Source organism: Mucilaginibacter sp. P2_D11 (genome assembly GCF_056404435.1).
In genome coordinates this window covers 307,811-322,852 of record NZ_JBFUEA010000006.1, presented here as the reverse complement: position 1 = coordinate 322,852, position 15,042 = coordinate 307,811, and the positions used below count along the sequence as shown (strand labels likewise).

Here is a 15,042-nt window from a genome sequence, read left to right as displayed (position 1 = left end):
CGACACTTGCCCGGCTTTTTTGTGCACGGTCACAATGTACGAAACTGTACGTAGTAGTGTCCGTTATCGTACACCTCAAAAATAAAAAAGGCCTTAAACACTGCAATAAGGCGGTTTTTTCTGGTGGCATTGGCTTTGACTTAAAACTGGCAGACTAATTAACTCACCCACCGTTATGATAAAAAACCTCTTTAAAACCGCATGGCGTAATGTGTACAGGCAAAAGGCCTACACGTTTATCAACATTATCGGCCTGGGCTCGGGCATTGCCGTTTGTCTGGTGATTTTCGTGCTGATACAGTTCCATACCAGTTTCGATAACTTCCACGCCAAGAAAGACCGGACATACCGCCTGCTTACGGAGTATCACCATGCAGATTCTAAAGAGATTTTTTACGGGAAAGGCGTGTCCTGGGCCATCCCGCAATTCCTGAAGCAGTATATACCCGGCGTGCAGGAAGTTGCGCCGGTATTCAACGCCCGGCAAGAGCAAATGCAAGTGTTGAATGCAGAAGGGGAGGTATTAAAGAAATTTAAAGAGACCCAGGGCGTATTCGCGACAACGCCCGCTTTTTTCCGCATTTTCGATTTCCCGATGCTGCAAGGCAGCCCCAACGTGCTGAAAGACCCCAACATTGTTTTGCTAAGCCAGGCTACTGCCGAGCGTTACTTTGGCGACTGGCACAAGGCAATCGGCCAATCCATCAAATGGAATAATCAAACAACCATGAAAGTGGCCGGCATCATCAAAAACGCCCCTGTCAATACCGATTTCGATTTGCAGATCGTAATGTCACTGGGCACCGGCTGGACAGAGCGCATGGTGAAAGAGCATGAGTGGAACGGTACCATGGGTAGTTTTGGTTGTTATGTACTGGTGCCCCCCGGTATGACCGGCGATTACCTCACCGCCCAGGCACGTGCCATGGTGAAAAAGAACCACGAGCCCGACAATAAAGATAGCGAAATAGCCCAGGCACTGAATGCTGTGCATTACGATACCAAAGCCGGCGATTTTTCAGATAAAAGCATCAGCCCGCAGATGATAACCATGCTTTGGATGATCGCATCCTTCATATTGGTAATAGCCTGCGTAAACTTCATCAACCTGGCTACTGCACAAGCGATAAATCGTGCTAAGGAAGTAGGCATCCGCAAGGTACTGGGCGGCAACAGGGGGCAGCTGCAAATACAGTTCCTGGCAGAGACTCTGGTAATCGTATTGATTTCGCTGATACTGGCTGTTATCATTAGCTTAATCGCCATTCCCATGATCGGTAAAATTATGGATCTGGCACTTTCTGCAGCTATGCTGCTACAATTTAAGGTTGCTGCATTTGTGGCCGGGTTGGTGGTAGTGGTTACTGTGGTAGCCGGGTTCTATCCTTCGATGGTGTTGTCGGGCTTTAACCCAATCAATGCATTAAAAAGCAAGCTTGCATCTAAAGTGCCTAAGGGGATTTCGCTAAGGCATGCCCTGGTGGTGTTTCAGTTTGTGATAGCGCAGGGGCTCATCATCTGCACTTTCATCATCGTAAAGCAGATGAACTATTTCACTAAGCAAAGTATGGGCTTTGCCAAAGATGCCATCGTTAACGTGCCTTTCCCGGGCGATAGCGCAGGCATTAGCAAGTTAGACTACCTGAAACAGCGTTTGGCTACCATAAAAGGAGTGGAGGCAACCAGCCTTAACTCGAGCAGGCCCGCCGATGGCGATGAAGACTGGACGAACTTTATTTTTGAAAATTCGCCTAAGCGGGTAGATTTTTATTCGATAATAAAGATGGTGGATGAGAACTACGCCCCGCTGTACAAACTTAAATTTGCTGCGGGCCATAACCTGTCCCAATCAGATACCATCCGGGAGTTTTTAGTTAATGAGGCCTTGGTTGCTAAACTTGGCATCAGCAAGCCAGAAGATGCTTTAAATAAGCAGATAGCATTTAACGACAAAGTCAAAGGCAAAATAGTAGGCGTGCTGAAGAACTACCATAACCGTTCCTTTAAAGAGGAATATGCGCCGCTGCTCATTTCTTCGAATAAAAAGCAGTTTTCGCTTGCCAGTATCCAATTGTCGGCAGCAAATTTCAAATCGGCTTTGCCCGAGGTTGGGAAAGCATGGAACGATATTTACCCTGAGTTTGTGTTTGAATATGAGTTTGTAGACGACCAGTTGGCAAGCTTTTATAAACAGGAAAACCAATTGAGCCAGATATACCAGTGCTTCGCAGTAGTTGCTATCCTGTTAAGTTGCCTGGGCTTATATGGTCTGGCCTCATTCATGGCTGTACAGCGTATCAAAGAGGTGGGTATCCGCAAGGTGCTGGGTTCCTCAGTATCGGGCATCGTTTACCTGTTCTCTAAAGAATTCGTGGTGCTTATCGTTATCGGCTTTGCCATCGCATCGCCCATAACCTGGTACCTGATGGATAAATGGCTGCAGGATTATACCTATAAGATCAGCATCAACTGGAGCATATTTGCTATGGCGGGCGGCATAGCGGTTTGCATAGCCCTGGCCACCGTGAGTTTCCAGCTGATAAAAGCTGCGTTAGTGAACCCAATTAAGAGTTTGCGTTCCGAATAGAAGGGGCGGATTTGAAATTATCTATTTGATTATAAGGAATTTATAAATTAATAGATAATTTAATAGTACTATGTATTGCATAATACCATGTAATATGTATTTTTGTCTTATATAAAAACGACAAAATATGAACAGGTATAAAAAATTGCAAGCTGTAGTGCTCGGGTTAGCATTTGTGGCCATTACAACATCGTGCAGGCAACGTAGCACCACTGTGATTTCAACAGATGATAACGGCCAAACCAAACGCATCGAATATTCGGGCCAGGTAGTTTTTAGCAAGGATAAAACCGGGATAGATTATATCTCCAATGGCGGCTATGTTAAATTCGAACTTAACGGCCGTAAGATTGAAGCCGAAAACGAAAAAGGCAAGGTAGTTTATAACTACGATGGGGGCTATAAGGCCGCAGTATTGAATGCCGATGGCAAACAGTTTTTAGCAGAAGCCGTGCAAGAAATAAGCCGCGAGCAGGAAAAGATAAGGGCAGCCGCCAAAAAGACTCAGTAGCTGACCTTTATTTATTTCGCGCTTATGCCTGTGCCTGTGGCAACAAAACTTCAAAGTTTGCACCCTGGCCCGGTTGCGAATAGATATGCATGGTGCCTTTAAGGCTATCTACCAGGTGTTTCACAAGCGCCAGGCCGAAACCATAACCCTGTTCGCCACTGGTGCCATCTGTAGAGGTAGCTTTGCCTTGCAAAATGGTATCAATAGCTTCCTGGCTGAGGCCCACGCCGGTATCGGTTACGTTTATTTGCAGCAGGTTGTGCGTTTCTTCTATCTTCAGGCTCAGGTCTACGGTTATTTTACCGCTTCTGGGCGTAAACTTCATGGCGTTGGATATCAGGTTGCCGGTTATCTGCAACAGCTTGTTTTTGCTGAAAGGTATGGTTGCCGAGTTTACCGAAGTATTGATAACGAACGCGATATTTTTGGTGAGCGCCTGCGGGGTGTACAGCTTATCCAACTTATCTTTAAATACCAGCAGGTTAAATTCGTCGGCGTTAAGGCTTTTGGATTTGGGCAAGTCGGTACCCAGTATCTCGTCGGCCAGTTCCAATAACGAACGGCCGCTGCGCTGTATCAAATTGATGAATTCCAGCACTTCGTCTATTTCGTTCTCGTGCCCTTGTTCGCTTATAACCTGGGCAAGCCCGATAATGCCGCCAAGCGGGCCACGGATATCATGCGCCACTTTCTTTTTGGTTTCGTTGGCTTCGTACAGCTTGTTTTTGAGGCCGGTAATGGTTTTATGCGCCTTTAAGCGGTTCACTATTTCGTCAGCTATTATTTTCAGCAGTTCGATTTTTTCGGGCGAGAGGGTTTTGAGGTCCCGGTCTAAAACACAAAGCGCCCCCAGGCTATGCCCTTCATCGGTTTTTAGTGGGATACCGAAGTAATACTTTAGCTTTGGCTCATCTACCACATAAAATTTATCTTTAAAACGGTCGTCGCCTGTAAGGTCTTTCACTTCAAAATGCGGTTCGGGTATCGATATCGTGTACTGGCAAACCGAATCTTCGCGGGGCATCTGATCGATCTCCAGCCCATGGTTGGTAACCGTCCATTGCGTAAAAGAATCTATCAAATTTACCAGCGAGATAGATGTGCCGGCAACTGTGGCGGCTAACCTGGCCAGGTCTTTAAACGTGTCCTGGAAACTGGTATAATCAAGGTCGTAATCTGACAGGCTAATAATTCTGCCCATCTCATTTTCAGGGATCGGAGTAGTATGCATAAGTATAGATTGGGTCTGCCACTAATTACGGATTTTTATTTTGGGCGGATGTGTGTTTAGCCATAAAATATCACAAAAACGCGCTCATTTAAGCTAAAAGTAAAAAACGCATAACCGTAAACGCAAAAAGGCGCAAAAAATGCACAAAAAAAGACGCAAAATATTGCGTCTCTACGTTGTTTCCTTTTTGTAGAGGCGCAATATTTTGCGCCTCTACTATGCATGTCTGCCGGAGTTTTATTTCTGTAGCTCGGGCATCAGCTCTGTAGTGATACCAATCCTGTTCCAACCGTTTATAGCGATAATGGCCATCAGCACCTGCGACAGGTAAACTTCGTCGAATAGCGCTGCTGCCCTGTTGTAAGTCTCGTTTGATACGTGAGTACCGGCTATCAGTGTAACTTCTTCGGTAAGTGCCAATATGGCTTGCTCCTGCTCGTCGAAGAAGTTGGTATCGCGCCAGGCGTTGAGGGCGTAAATGCGTTGCTCGGTTTCGCCGGCTTTGCGGGCATCGCGGGTGTGCATGTCTATGCAAAATGCACAGCCGTTTATTTGTGAGGCGCGGATTTTTATCAGGTCTTTATGTTTGTGGCTCAGGCCTGTGCTTTCAACATATTTTTCCAAGGCGTACATGGCGCGCCATGCTGCGGGTTCTGCGGTGTTTAATTTTAATCTGCTCATTTTCTTTTGTTTTTGTTAAGACAAAGATGGGCATTGGGAGGGCCTCGAAAAATGAACTGAGTTTAAGAAAAACGAACCTTCGCGTGGTTATTTTACCGCAAAGGCCGCTAAGCTTTGCGTCCTTGTTAGCGCAAAGAACGCAAAGCTTTGCAAAGTGGCTAATGAGCAGCTAAACATTGATATTATAAAATAAAAACAGGACAGGCTTTGTGTTTCTTTGCGACTTCTTTGTGCACTTTGCGGTTAAATAGCCACTATAAAAAATCCTGTAATGACCAACATCAAACCTTCTTCGCTCTCAACCTACTTAAAAATTGCGGCGTAAAACCCAGGTACGATGCCAGCATGTATTGAGGGATGCGTTGCACGAAGGCCGGGAAAAGTGAGGTGAAAAAACGGTAGCGTTCCTCGTCGTTTTGGTTGAAGATGTAACCTACACGCCGCTGCGCGGCAATGAAGGATTTCTGCATCATGATGCGGAAGTAGGTTTCCAGCTTGGGTATCTTTTCGAAGAGTTCGGCGCGGTCTTTCTCGTGCAGCAGCAGCACTTCGGTTTCTTCTATGGTTTGTATATAGGTGCTTGCGGGCTGGCGGTTCAGCAGGCTGTCCTGGTCGGCAATCCACCAGCTTTCCAGCGCAAACTGTATAATTTGCTCGTTCAGCTTATTGTTTACGTAATACTGCCTCAACAGGCCCTTTAGCACGAAGTAGTTGCCCGCGCAGTGGTAACCGGGCTCCAGTATCATAGCTTTTTTTTTGAACTTCTTCAGTTCCAGCCTTCTGCAGAAAAGTTCTTCTTCGGCGGGAGTTAATTGCACGTAGCGTTTGATATGGGCAAGGAGTTCGGGATACATGATATGCAAATATATCGGATTAACATCATCACAAAAACATTACACCATCGATGGCGCAACGCCAAAAGTCTTTTTGAAGCTGTACGAAAAATGCGAAAGGTTCTCGAAACCCACATCCAGGTAAACATCCGATGGCTTTCGGCCTTTTTTGCTGATGAGGTAATGGGCCTCGGCAAGGCGTTTTTGCAGCAGCCATTGCCCCGGCGAGGTATGGAAAATCTTCCCGAAATCGCGCTTGAAACTGGCCAGGCTACGGCCCGTAAGCGTGGCGAATTTTTCCGCCGGCACGTTATACATGTAGTTCCGGTTCATGAACGATTCGAGGTCTATTTTACCGGGTTCGCTAAAATCGAACAGTATCTTGCTTAAGCCTGGGTCGTGCCGCAGCAAGAGTTCCACAGCCTCCCTCGTCTTCAATTCTGCCAAAGGCGCATTTGGCTGGGCATCTTGTGCAAAATACGGCAGCAGCGAATCGAAATAACCTTTCAGGTAAGCGTCGGGCCGCAACTTGTATAGTGGCGTGCCTGTGTAAGGCTCAACCGGGCCCAGTTTGTTTTCTGCGCTGTACCGCCGCAAAAAATCCTGGCTCAAAAATATGCTTAGCGATTTAAACGCCCCGCCCGGTGGTGGTACTTTAGTGGTTTTTATCAGTTGGTTCCGCCGCACCAGCCCCATAGTGCCGGCTTCGACTATTACGAGGCCGTTAGTGGTAGCCATGTGCATTTCGCCCGAAACCACGTAGCCCAGGGCATGCTCGTAAACAAACTGCTCATTACCGCGCTGCTTTTCGGCACCGCAGGAATAGAGCAGGTTGTTGAATTGGATATGGCCTTTTTCGTCCATCATATTAGCGTTAAATATATCCAATAATTATTTTAACTGGCTCATCAATATGGCATCGAAAGTTCTGTCGGGCAGTACTTTCCGCAAGAACAATAGTACGCTGGCCAGATAACCGCCGTGGTAACGTGTTTTCGGTTTTTTGGCTTCGATTGCCTTGCGCACCAGCGCGGTGATAACGCCGGGTTCCGACTCGTTGGCTTTGGTCTTTTTACTAATTTGCCCCGAGCGTTCTACCATGGCACTGTAAGCTCCGCTGCCCGATACTTTATTCAGGCTTTCCATGGCAATGTCGCCCCATTCAGATTTTACGCCGCCGGGTTCTATCACCACAACATCTATCCCAAATTGGGCAACTTCGTTGCGCAGGCTATCGCTTAAACCTTCCAATGCAAATTTACTGGCATGGTACCAGCCGCCCAGGGGTGTGGCCAGTTTGCCGCCGATTGAGGTGATATTGATAATACGCCCAAACTTCTGCGCACGCATATGGGGGATTACCAGTTGGGCCATCCGCGCTGCGCCGAAAACGTTCACATCAATTTGCTGGCGGGCATCGCTCAGAGGTACATCTTCTATCGCGCCGTAGGAGCCGTAACCTGCGTTGTTTATCAGCACATCTACTCGTCCCTCTGCTTTAACGATTGTGTCAACAGCGTTTACCATCGAGGCGTCGTCGGTTACATCAAGCGATAAAACCTTAACGCCCAGCTGGCGGATGTCTTCCATCTTATCGGTGCGGCGGGCGGCACCATACACGATGTGCCCATCCTTCAATAATTCTTTTGCGAAATCTTTACCCATGCCGGCAGATGCGCCGGTTATTAGTATTACTTTTTGCGTGATTTTCATTTGTTTTTATTTTATAAAGCTTTTGTGCTTTGTATAAAACAAATGTCGGGGTAAATTAAGGGTGCAGTTTTGGTAGGAAGCTCAAATTACTTTGGTATAAAGCTCAGGTGACAGGCTTATAGCTGTTGGTCTCCCTGGCTAAAGGCTTGTTTTTCTGTGTAACTCAGTTCCAATGCTTCTTCAATATTATTTTTTGTGGGCCTGATGTAGATAAAGTAGCCCACCAATAACAAAGATATCACAATAAAAAAAAGCGAGCCGGTGAGAAAAAAGGCTACGATGCCAAATAAGGAGGGGCCTTCCAACAAAGCCAGCCGCACAATTAGCGCGGTTTGGTAAATTGTCAGTTTTTGTTTTAAAGTATTATCAGGCTTTACAGCGCTGCTCAATATCTTCTTGAATATAAAATTACTGAGTATAAAACACGTTATGGCAAGCGCGGGTACAGCGTATAAAAGCGGGTCGTGCGTATCGCGCACGTTGATGATAATGCGCTTGCTTAGCAAAGTAACTACGACGGCAAAAAGTATCTGCCCGGCAGCCAATGCCAGGTGGATTATGGTAAATATGCGCATGAACGCTGCCGGTGTTTGTGGTTGATTTGTATTATATGCCATGATAAGGTATGTTGAAGCCCCAATATACAACAATTCAGCAGCAGTTGTTGTAAGCAGTGCAATTAATGGGGTGACAACAAACCCTCATTATCCTTCAGGGCCACGCCCGATAACTTGCGGTTTAAGGATTCTTGTATCAGATAAAATAATTTATCAGCCGCCTGTGCAATGGGTAAACCTTCGGGCCGGATATTGGAGATGCAGTTGCGCGAGTCATCGGTAAGGCCGGGTTTGGGCATATAGGTGAGATAGGCTCCCATGCTATCAGCCGAGCTTAAACCCGGCCGTTCGCCAATCAGTATCACCGAAAGCGATGCGCCCAGTTCTGCCGCTATGCCATCGGCAATGGCTACCCGGCCCTGCTCTACCAGGCAAAGCGGGGCCAGTTTCAGCTTGGCGGCTTGTAGTTTGGGTATCAGCAGTTTTAATAGATCCAGCGCGTTTTGGTTGATGGCTGTTGCCGAGAGTCCGTCGGCCAGTATCAGTACGATGCCGTCGTTCGATATCTGGTCGGCCAGGCGGTTTACGGATAGCTCGTCAAGCAAGCGGCCAAGGTCGGGCCGTTGCAGGTATTGCTCGCGGCCGGTGGCTTGGCTATGCAGCTGCAGCACCGGCAGGTGGAATTGCTCCAACTCATCGGCCAGCGCTTCCGTATCCATTACCGAATATACCGCATCGCGTGCATGGGCATGTGCCAGCTTAAACTCCAGTGAGGGTTTGGTAGGGATGCTGCTGCCCGTGCTGCCCAACGCAATGCGTGCCTGCGTAAACTCCTTTAAAAAGCTTAAAGGTTCATCGGGGTTGGGTTTATGCTTTACTATTTTAGCCACAAGGATTGCGTTTTGTTGATGAAAGCTTCCGGCCCGCCCTTGTTGGGGTTGCCATCAGCATCGGTTATGCCCTGCCTTATCAGCCAGGCCTCAAACTCCGGCGCGGGTTTAAGGCCCAGTACTTTGCGCAGATAAAGCGCATCGTGAAAGGACGTAGACTGGTAATTCAGCATGATATCATCAGAACCGGGTATGCCCATGATAAAATTGCAGCCCGCTACGCCCAGCAGGGTAAGCAGGTTATCCATATCGTCCTGGTCGGCCTCGGCGTGGTTGGTGTAGCAAACGTCCATACCCATGGGTAGGCCAAGCAGCTTTCCGCAAAAATGGTCTTCCAAAGCTGCGCGGGTAATCTGCTTGCCATCGTACAAATACTCGGGACCGATAAAACCCACTACCGAATTTACCAACAGCGGCTTGAATTTTTTGGCGACAGCATAGGCACGCGCTTCGCAGGTTTGCTGGTCTACCCCGTAATGGGCATTGGCCGATAAGCAACTACCTTGCCCGGTCTCGAAATACATTACGTTATGGCCCACGGTACCGCGCTTGAGCGACAGGGTTGCGGCGTAGGCTTCCTCCAGCAAGTTTAAATCGATACCGAAACTGGTATTTGCCTTTTGGGTACCGGCGATGGATTGGAAGCAAAGGTCGATAGGTGCGCCTTTGTTTACCAGCTCTAAAGTGGTGGTGATGTGACTGAGCACGCAGGATTGTGTGGGGATATCGAACTGTTGCCGCAGCTGGTCTATCAGCATAACAATTTTTAGTACCGCTGCGGGGCTATCGGTAGCCGGGTTTATGCCTATGCAGGCATCGCCGCTACCGTATAGCAAGCCCTCTAAAAGGCTCGCGGCAATGCCACGCGGGTCGTCGGTAGGGTGGTTGGGTTGCAGGCGGGTGGCAAAATGGCCCTTTAACCCGATGGTGTTACGGAATTTGGTTATCACTTCGCATTTTTTTGCTACCGCGATAAGGTCCTGGTTGCGCATGATTTTTGATACGGCGGCGGCCATTTCGGGCGTGAGGGCATCTTCTACGCTTTTTAATACCGCAGTATCGGTTTCATCCAGCAACAGCCAATCGCGCAGTCCGCCTACGGTAAGGTAGCTGATAATTTTAAACGCTTCGGCATCATGGGTATTCATAATCAGCCGCGTTACCTCATCTTCTTCGTAGGGGATAACTACCTCGTTCAAAAAATCCGTAAGTAGCACATCCGACAGCGTTATCTGCGCAGCAACGCGTTCTTCGTAGCTTCCTGCGCTTAACCCGGCCAGCACATCGCCGGTACGGTGCGGCGAAGCCTTGGCCAGCAGCACCCGCAGGCTATCGAAGCTGTAAACTTTACCGAGGATGGTGTGCTGGTAGGGCATTTAGTTAAAGACTGAATTATTGAGTTAGTGAATTATTGAATGACTGAGTTTTCGAATAGATGGATGCCCACTGCAAACTGCCTACTGCAAACCGGCATTCAGCATTTCATCGTCCATAATTTTGGTTTTGTGTTTGCCCATCAGCATAAAAATTGTCAGCGCAATAGCCAGTCCCGCAAAAAACACCAGGCTTAGCTGCAGGTTGTAGTAAACGATGGCAACGAGGCAAATAACGGAAATAAGCAGGGCTATCGCCGGGAAAACCGGGTAAAATATGGCAGCAAAAGGCCGCTCCAATTTAGGTTCCTTATGGCGTATTACAAACAGGCTTATCATGCTCATCATGTACATGGTTACGGCTCCCAATACCGATAGGATGATGATTTGGTCCAGCTGTTTTTGATAGATATACAAAGCCGCAAAACTAATTATCCCGCCGGCAATAATGGCCCAATGCGGTGTTTTAAAGCGTTGGCTTACGCTGGCCAGCGGCCTTGGCAGGTAACCGCTGCGCGCCATGGCATACACCTGCCGCGACGAGGCGATGATGGTGCCGTGTATAGATGCAATAAGCCCGAACAAGCCTATGCTGGCAAAAAGCTGCGTCAGTCCGCTGCCCTTGCCCAGCACCAGGCTGATGGCTTCGGGCAAAGGGTATGCAATGCTACTTAGCTTGTGCCAGTCGGCAACGCCGCCGGTGAGTATCATTACGCCGAATGCTAAAATAACCAGCGTGCCCAAAGCATAAATGTATCCCCGGGGAATGTTCCGTTTGGGGTTATCAACCTCCTCGGCAACCATGGCCACGCCTTCTATGGCCAAATAAAACCACACGGCGAAGGGCAGGGCCGCAAAAACGCCGCTCCAACCGAAGGGCATGGCGTCGGTTAAAAAATTATCCATCTTGAAATGCGGACCAACTACGCCCATAAAGAGCAGCAGTTCTATAACGGCCAAAATGGTGATGAACACCGAAAACGTGGCTGACTCCTTTACCCCATAAATATTAAGTATGATAAAAATTGCGTTAAAAGCCATGGCAGAAGGCAGCACCCCGATGGCCGGGTGCAGAAAGTGCAGGTAGCCGCCCAGCGAAAACGCGATGGCCGGCGTGGCAATCAAAAAATCGACAAGGGTAGCGTAGCCGGCAATAAGCCCGCCAAAAGGCCCCATGGCGCGGTAAGCATAAGCGAATGCGCCGCCTGCGTGGGGTATGGAGGTAGTAAGCTCTGTATAACTAAAAATAAAGGTAACATACATTACAGTAACGATTACCGTGGCGATAAGGAAACCTACCGTGCCCGATACGTTCCACCCGAAATTCCAGCCGAAGTATTCGCCGCTGATAACCAGGCCCACCGCTATGGCCCATAAATGCAGGGGCTTTAGCACCCGCTTCAGTTGTTTCGAATCTGTGTTTTCCAAAGCCTGTAGTTAATGTGCCTTTAAGGTACAGATAAAAAACCTGAGCCGGAAATTTTGCGCCACAAACGTGCAAAACCGGCCATACTGTTATCTTAATCTAATAATAAGATAACGCTGGTTTAATATTCATGCGATTTTTTAACTTTGCAGCCCTGATTAATATTGTAATAGAATAGTGCCTAAGAATAATACCCGTACGATAAAAGAAATTTGGGTTGAAGCCCTGCAAACGCCGGAAACACGCTCCAAAATATTGCTGGCTTCTGTACTTACCATCATCATATTAGCTTCCATGCCCTTCTTTTTCGGGCAGATAGAGAAACGAAACGGCATCGTGTTGAACGATTGGGTGCTGGCGCACCTGCCCGCCTACAACGTATCCCTCCTGATTTTCGCTATCATCTGGAGCATGGGCATACTGGTAGTATCGCGCGCTTTGTACGATCCCAATATCTACATCAAATACGCCTGGACGCTGTTCTTCGTAAACCTCTCGCGCATGATCACTATCGCCGCCTTCGCGCTGGATCCGCCGCGCGGCATGGTTCACCTTATAGACCCTATCACAGGTATATTTTATGGCAATGCCGTTATCACCAAAGATCTTTTCTACAGCGGCCACACCTCTACCATGATGCTGATCTTCTTATGCGTTGATAAACGCAGCGATAAGATCGTTGCCTTTTTTGCCCTCGTGGCGGTAATCGTGCTGCTGCTGATACAGCATATCCACTACACTATCGATGTTTTAGCGGCCCCGTTTTTTGTCTACATCATCTACCGCATTACCTGCTATTTCCTCAAGCTAAGCCCTCCCGCTAAAATTACGGGCGACCAGGCTTAAAAAAGCTTGTGGTTAGTGCATAATATCTTAAATTTATAGCTCGTTATTACCATTATAAACGGCTATACTATGTTCAGGAAAATCTTCGTAATTGCTTTGGTACTGGTTACCTCATACGCGCATGCACAGCAAAAAACGCCGCGCCAGCTGTTCCCCGGTTTGTTCGAGGCCGTGCAATCGTCGGATATCTTCCCCGATAATAAAACCTTTGTAGATTGTACGCCCAGGTTCGAGCCCAGCCAGATCATGAAATCGTACAACGAGCAAAAGGGCAAAACCGGGTTCGACCTGAAGGAGTTCGTGCTATCTAACTTTACGCCGCCTGCTTCGCCTACGCATGCTTTCCAAACCAATATCGAGGATGGCATCCGCAAGCATATCGATACCCTTTGGCAGGTGCTGCAGCGCAAGCCCGATGCCGGCTCAAAGCTATCGTCATTAGCAGCCTTGCCTAACCCGTACATCGTGCCGGGTGGCCGTTTCCGCGAGATATACTATTGGGACAGCTATTTCACCATGCTGGGCCTGCAGCAGAGCCACCAGGAAAAGGTTATCGAAAACATGATCGATAACTTTGCCTACCTGATAGATACTTACGGCTTTATCCCCAACGGCAACCGCGCTTATTACCTTACCCGCTCGCAACCGCCGTTCTTCGCCATGATGGTGAACCTGCTGGCCAAAAGCGAAGGGAACGCCATTTTTACCAAATACCAGCCGCAACTCATCAAAGAATATAATTACTGGATGCTGGGCTCGGCCGGGCTGGCCAAAGGTAAAGCCTCGCACCGCGCTGTACGCATGGCCGACGGCAGCCTGCTTAACCGCTACTGGGATGAAAGCGACCAGCCGCGCGAGGAATCGTACATCAAAGATGTGGATGCCGCTAAAACCACTACGCAAGCATTGCCTGTCTTTTACCACCATATCCGCGCGGCAGCAGCTTCGGGATGGGATTTCAGCAGCCGTTGGTTTACCGATCCTGCCAAAATCGGCACTATACAAACTGCCGACCTGGTGCCTGTAGACCTTAACTGCCTCATGTATAACATGGAGTTGACCATTGCCCGCAGCTATCACGTAAAAGGGAACAAGGCGCAATACCTATTGTACGCCGCCAAAGCAATTGCCCGCAAAAAAGCCATCCTGAAATACTTTTGGGACGAAAAGAACGACTGGTTCAACGATTATAACTGGACCACCAACAAGCGCAATGCCATACCAACCCTTGCGGCAGTTTTTCCGCTGGAGTTTAAAATCGCTACCGCCCTGCAAGCCAAAAAGGTTGCCGACGGTCTAAAAGCTAACTTCCTGAAACCGGGTGGACTGGTTACCACACTCAACTTTAGCGGCCAGCAATGGGATGCGCCTAACGGCTGGGCACCATTGCAGTATATGGCTATAGACGGGCTGGAAAACTACAACCACCACGAACTGGCCAAAGACATAGCCACCCGTTGGATGAACCTCAACATCCGTGTGTTCAAACAAACCGGCAAACTGCTGGAAAAATATAACGTGGTTGATACCAGCCTAACCGCCGGTGGCGGCGAATATCCCCTGCAAGACGGCTTCGGCTGGACAAACGGGGTGTTGTTGAAATTGATGAACCGGTATAATTTTGATGAGAAGAAGGGGGAGTAAGAATTATGAGCAATACATTGCGCTTGTTGGTTATGAGTCTATTACTTAATTTTTTACAGGTAGGTACCTCTGCGGCAACTCCCAGTATGTTAAAAAGCGCTGCATTAGCAGGCGATTCTCTTACGCTTAAAGCAAAAAAGTTGAAACACCTTTATATGCTTGCGAAAAACAGCTCCGGTCAAAAGGAAATAAATGAGGAGAATTTCTTCAATGAGTTTCCCGGTACCTTTAACGAATTAAACTTGCTATACGGGTATATCGAAAATAAGCCGGCGCCATTATATGAAGAGTCTGAACTACATATTTTGGGCTTGTTCAATACGCTTACCGCCATTAATGACACGGTCTATTACAAGAAAATTATTTCGATTGCAATAGGCGGGCATTGGGACGCAGACGCTATAAACTTTTTTCAGCATGGGCTTGAGCAACGGGTAATTACCAAACCCGAGCTAACTGTTTCTATTCTTAAAAAACTACCCAATAGCCAAATCAGCAGCTTTTGGTATTTTTATTTCGATGGTCCGCATCCTCAGAAACAAATCGACCCGGCGTTGCTAAAAATAAAATTGATAGATAAAAAGGTATTCGACCTGATGATAAAAAGCCAGGCTAAGGTGTTAAGCGAGAAAGAATAGTTAGAATCAGGATGCTTTGAATAAAAATAATGGCGATGCCTTTGGCCCGGGCTTTCCGCTCATACTACACGGGCCTTAACCACAGGGCCGGTATAAGCTTCAATCCCTATCG

14 protein-coding genes are annotated in these 15,042 nt (G+C 47.9%); 5 read left to right on the top strand and 9 right to left on the bottom strand.

Features of this window, described 5'->3' with window-relative positions:
• Positions 1 to 175 precede the first annotated feature (175 nt).
• Entirely contained in the window at positions 176 to 2,587 is a 2,412-nt protein-coding gene (locus tag AC1DXC_RS11830; RefSeq protein ID WP_477459361.1) for an ABC transporter permease, read from the top strand.
• Between the two features lie 127 nt (positions 2,588 to 2,714).
• Positions 2,715 to 3,098 carry a hypothetical protein gene (locus tag AC1DXC_RS11825; protein ID WP_477459360.1) on the top strand — a complete coding sequence of 128 codons (384 nt, stop codon included), beginning with the start codon at positions 2,715 to 2,717 and terminating at the stop codon, positions 3,096 to 3,098.
• A gap of 22 nt (positions 3,099 to 3,120) precedes the next feature.
• Here AC1DXC_RS11825 and AC1DXC_RS11820 read toward each other — a convergent pair whose 3' ends face one another.
• The 9 genes from AC1DXC_RS11820 to eat all read right to left on the bottom strand — a co-directional run bounded on the left by AC1DXC_RS11820 (position 3,121) and on the right by eat (position 11,804).
• Positions 3,121 to 4,299: a GAF domain-containing sensor histidine kinase gene (locus AC1DXC_RS11820; RefSeq protein WP_477459359.1), complete on the bottom strand. Its 1,179-nt coding sequence runs from the start codon at positions 4,297 to 4,299 to the stop codon at positions 3,121 to 3,123.
• 267 nt (positions 4,300 to 4,566) lie between these two features.
• Positions 4,567 to 5,010: a carboxymuconolactone decarboxylase family protein gene (locus tag AC1DXC_RS11815; RefSeq protein WP_477459358.1), complete on the bottom strand. Its 444-nt coding sequence runs from the start codon at positions 5,008 to 5,010 to the stop codon at positions 4,567 to 4,569.
• Between the two features lie 281 nt (positions 5,011 to 5,291).
• Positions 5,292 to 5,864: a Crp/Fnr family transcriptional regulator gene (locus AC1DXC_RS11810; protein WP_477459357.1), complete on the bottom strand. Its 573-nt coding sequence runs from the start codon at positions 5,862 to 5,864 to the stop codon at positions 5,292 to 5,294.
• 39 nt (positions 5,865 to 5,903) lie between these two features.
• Positions 5,904 to 6,710 carry a helix-turn-helix domain-containing protein gene (locus tag AC1DXC_RS11805; RefSeq protein ID WP_477459356.1) on the bottom strand — a complete coding sequence of 269 codons (807 nt, stop codon included), beginning with the start codon at positions 6,708 to 6,710 and terminating at the stop codon, positions 5,904 to 5,906.
• Between the two features lie 24 nt (positions 6,711 to 6,734).
• A complete protein-coding gene (locus tag AC1DXC_RS11800) occupies positions 6,735 to 7,556 on the bottom strand; it encodes an oxidoreductase (protein WP_477459355.1) in 822 nt (273 codons plus the stop codon).
• Between the two features lie 116 nt (positions 7,557 to 7,672).
• A complete protein-coding gene (locus AC1DXC_RS11795) occupies positions 7,673 to 8,173 on the bottom strand; it encodes a hypothetical protein (RefSeq protein ID WP_477459354.1) in 501 nt (166 codons plus the stop codon).
• Positions 8,174 to 8,235: 62 nt separating this feature from the next.
• Positions 8,236 to 9,003 (bottom strand): ethanolamine ammonia-lyase subunit EutC, encoded by a 768-nt coding sequence (gene eutC, locus AC1DXC_RS11790; RefSeq protein ID WP_477459353.1) that lies wholly within the window; start codon positions 9,001 to 9,003, stop codon positions 8,236 to 8,238.
• Entirely contained in the window at positions 8,991 to 10,379 is a 1,389-nt protein-coding gene (locus tag AC1DXC_RS11785; RefSeq protein WP_477459352.1) for an ethanolamine ammonia-lyase subunit EutB, read from the bottom strand. Before AC1DXC_RS11785 ends, eutC begins: the two co-directional genes overlap by 13 nt.
• A gap of 81 nt (positions 10,380 to 10,460) precedes the next feature.
• The gene (gene eat / locus AC1DXC_RS11780; protein WP_477459351.1) at positions 10,461 to 11,804 is read right to left on the bottom strand and encodes an ethanolamine permease; all 1,344 of its coding nucleotides are present in this window, start codon (positions 11,802 to 11,804) and stop codon (positions 10,461 to 10,463) included.
• A gap of 175 nt (positions 11,805 to 11,979) precedes the next feature.
• Between eat and AC1DXC_RS11775 the strand changes: the two genes are divergently transcribed.
• The 3 genes from AC1DXC_RS11775 to AC1DXC_RS11765 all read left to right on the top strand — a co-directional run bounded on the left by AC1DXC_RS11775 (position 11,980) and on the right by AC1DXC_RS11765 (position 14,930).
• Entirely contained in the window at positions 11,980 to 12,648 is a 669-nt protein-coding gene (locus AC1DXC_RS11775; RefSeq protein WP_477459350.1) for a phosphatase PAP2-related protein, read from the top strand.
• A gap of 69 nt (positions 12,649 to 12,717) precedes the next feature.
• Positions 12,718 to 14,292 (top strand): alpha,alpha-trehalase TreA, encoded by a 1,575-nt coding sequence (gene treA, locus AC1DXC_RS11770; protein WP_477459349.1) that lies wholly within the window; start codon positions 12,718 to 12,720, stop codon positions 14,290 to 14,292.
• Positions 14,293 to 14,324: 32 nt separating this feature from the next.
• Positions 14,325 to 14,930 (top strand): hypothetical protein, encoded by a 606-nt coding sequence (locus AC1DXC_RS11765; protein ID WP_477459348.1) that lies wholly within the window; start codon positions 14,325 to 14,327, stop codon positions 14,928 to 14,930.
• The last annotated feature ends 112 nt before the right edge of the window (positions 14,931 to 15,042 follow it).

Bases quoted from the DNA above. Each gene is read 5' to 3' on its own strand.
- AC1DXC_RS11820 (WP_477459359.1), bottom strand. From the start codon at position 4,299: ATGGGCAGAATTATTAGCCTGTCAGATTACGACCTTGATTATACCAGT.
- treA (WP_477459349.1), top strand. From the start codon at position 12,718: ATGTTCAGGAAAATCTTCGTAATTGCTTTGGTACTGGTTACCTCATAC.
- AC1DXC_RS11830 (WP_477459361.1), top strand. From the start codon at position 176: ATGATAAAAAACCTCTTTAAAACCGCATGGCGTAATGTGTACAGGCAA.
- AC1DXC_RS11765 (WP_477459348.1), top strand. From the start codon at position 14,325: ATGAGTCTATTACTTAATTTTTTACAGGTAGGTACCTCTGCGGCAACT.
- AC1DXC_RS11805 (WP_477459356.1), bottom strand. From the start codon at position 6,710: ATGATGGACGAAAAAGGCCATATCCAATTCAACAACCTGCTCTATTCC.
- AC1DXC_RS11825 (WP_477459360.1), top strand. From the start codon at position 2,715: ATGAACAGGTATAAAAAATTGCAAGCTGTAGTGCTCGGGTTAGCATTT.
- AC1DXC_RS11795 (WP_477459354.1), bottom strand. From the start codon at position 8,173: ATGGCATATAATACAAATCAACCACAAACACCGGCAGCGTTCATGCGC.
- AC1DXC_RS11815 (WP_477459358.1), bottom strand. From the start codon at position 5,010: ATGAGCAGATTAAAATTAAACACCGCAGAACCCGCAGCATGGCGCGCC.
- AC1DXC_RS11810 (WP_477459357.1), bottom strand. From the start codon at position 5,864: ATGTATCCCGAACTCCTTGCCCATATCAAACGCTACGTGCAATTAACT.
- AC1DXC_RS11800 (WP_477459355.1), bottom strand. From the start codon at position 7,556: ATGAAAATCACGCAAAAAGTAATACTAATAACCGGCGCATCTGCCGGC.
- AC1DXC_RS11785 (WP_477459352.1), bottom strand. From the start codon at position 10,379: ATGCCCTACCAGCACACCATCCTCGGTAAAGTTTACAGCTTCGATAGC.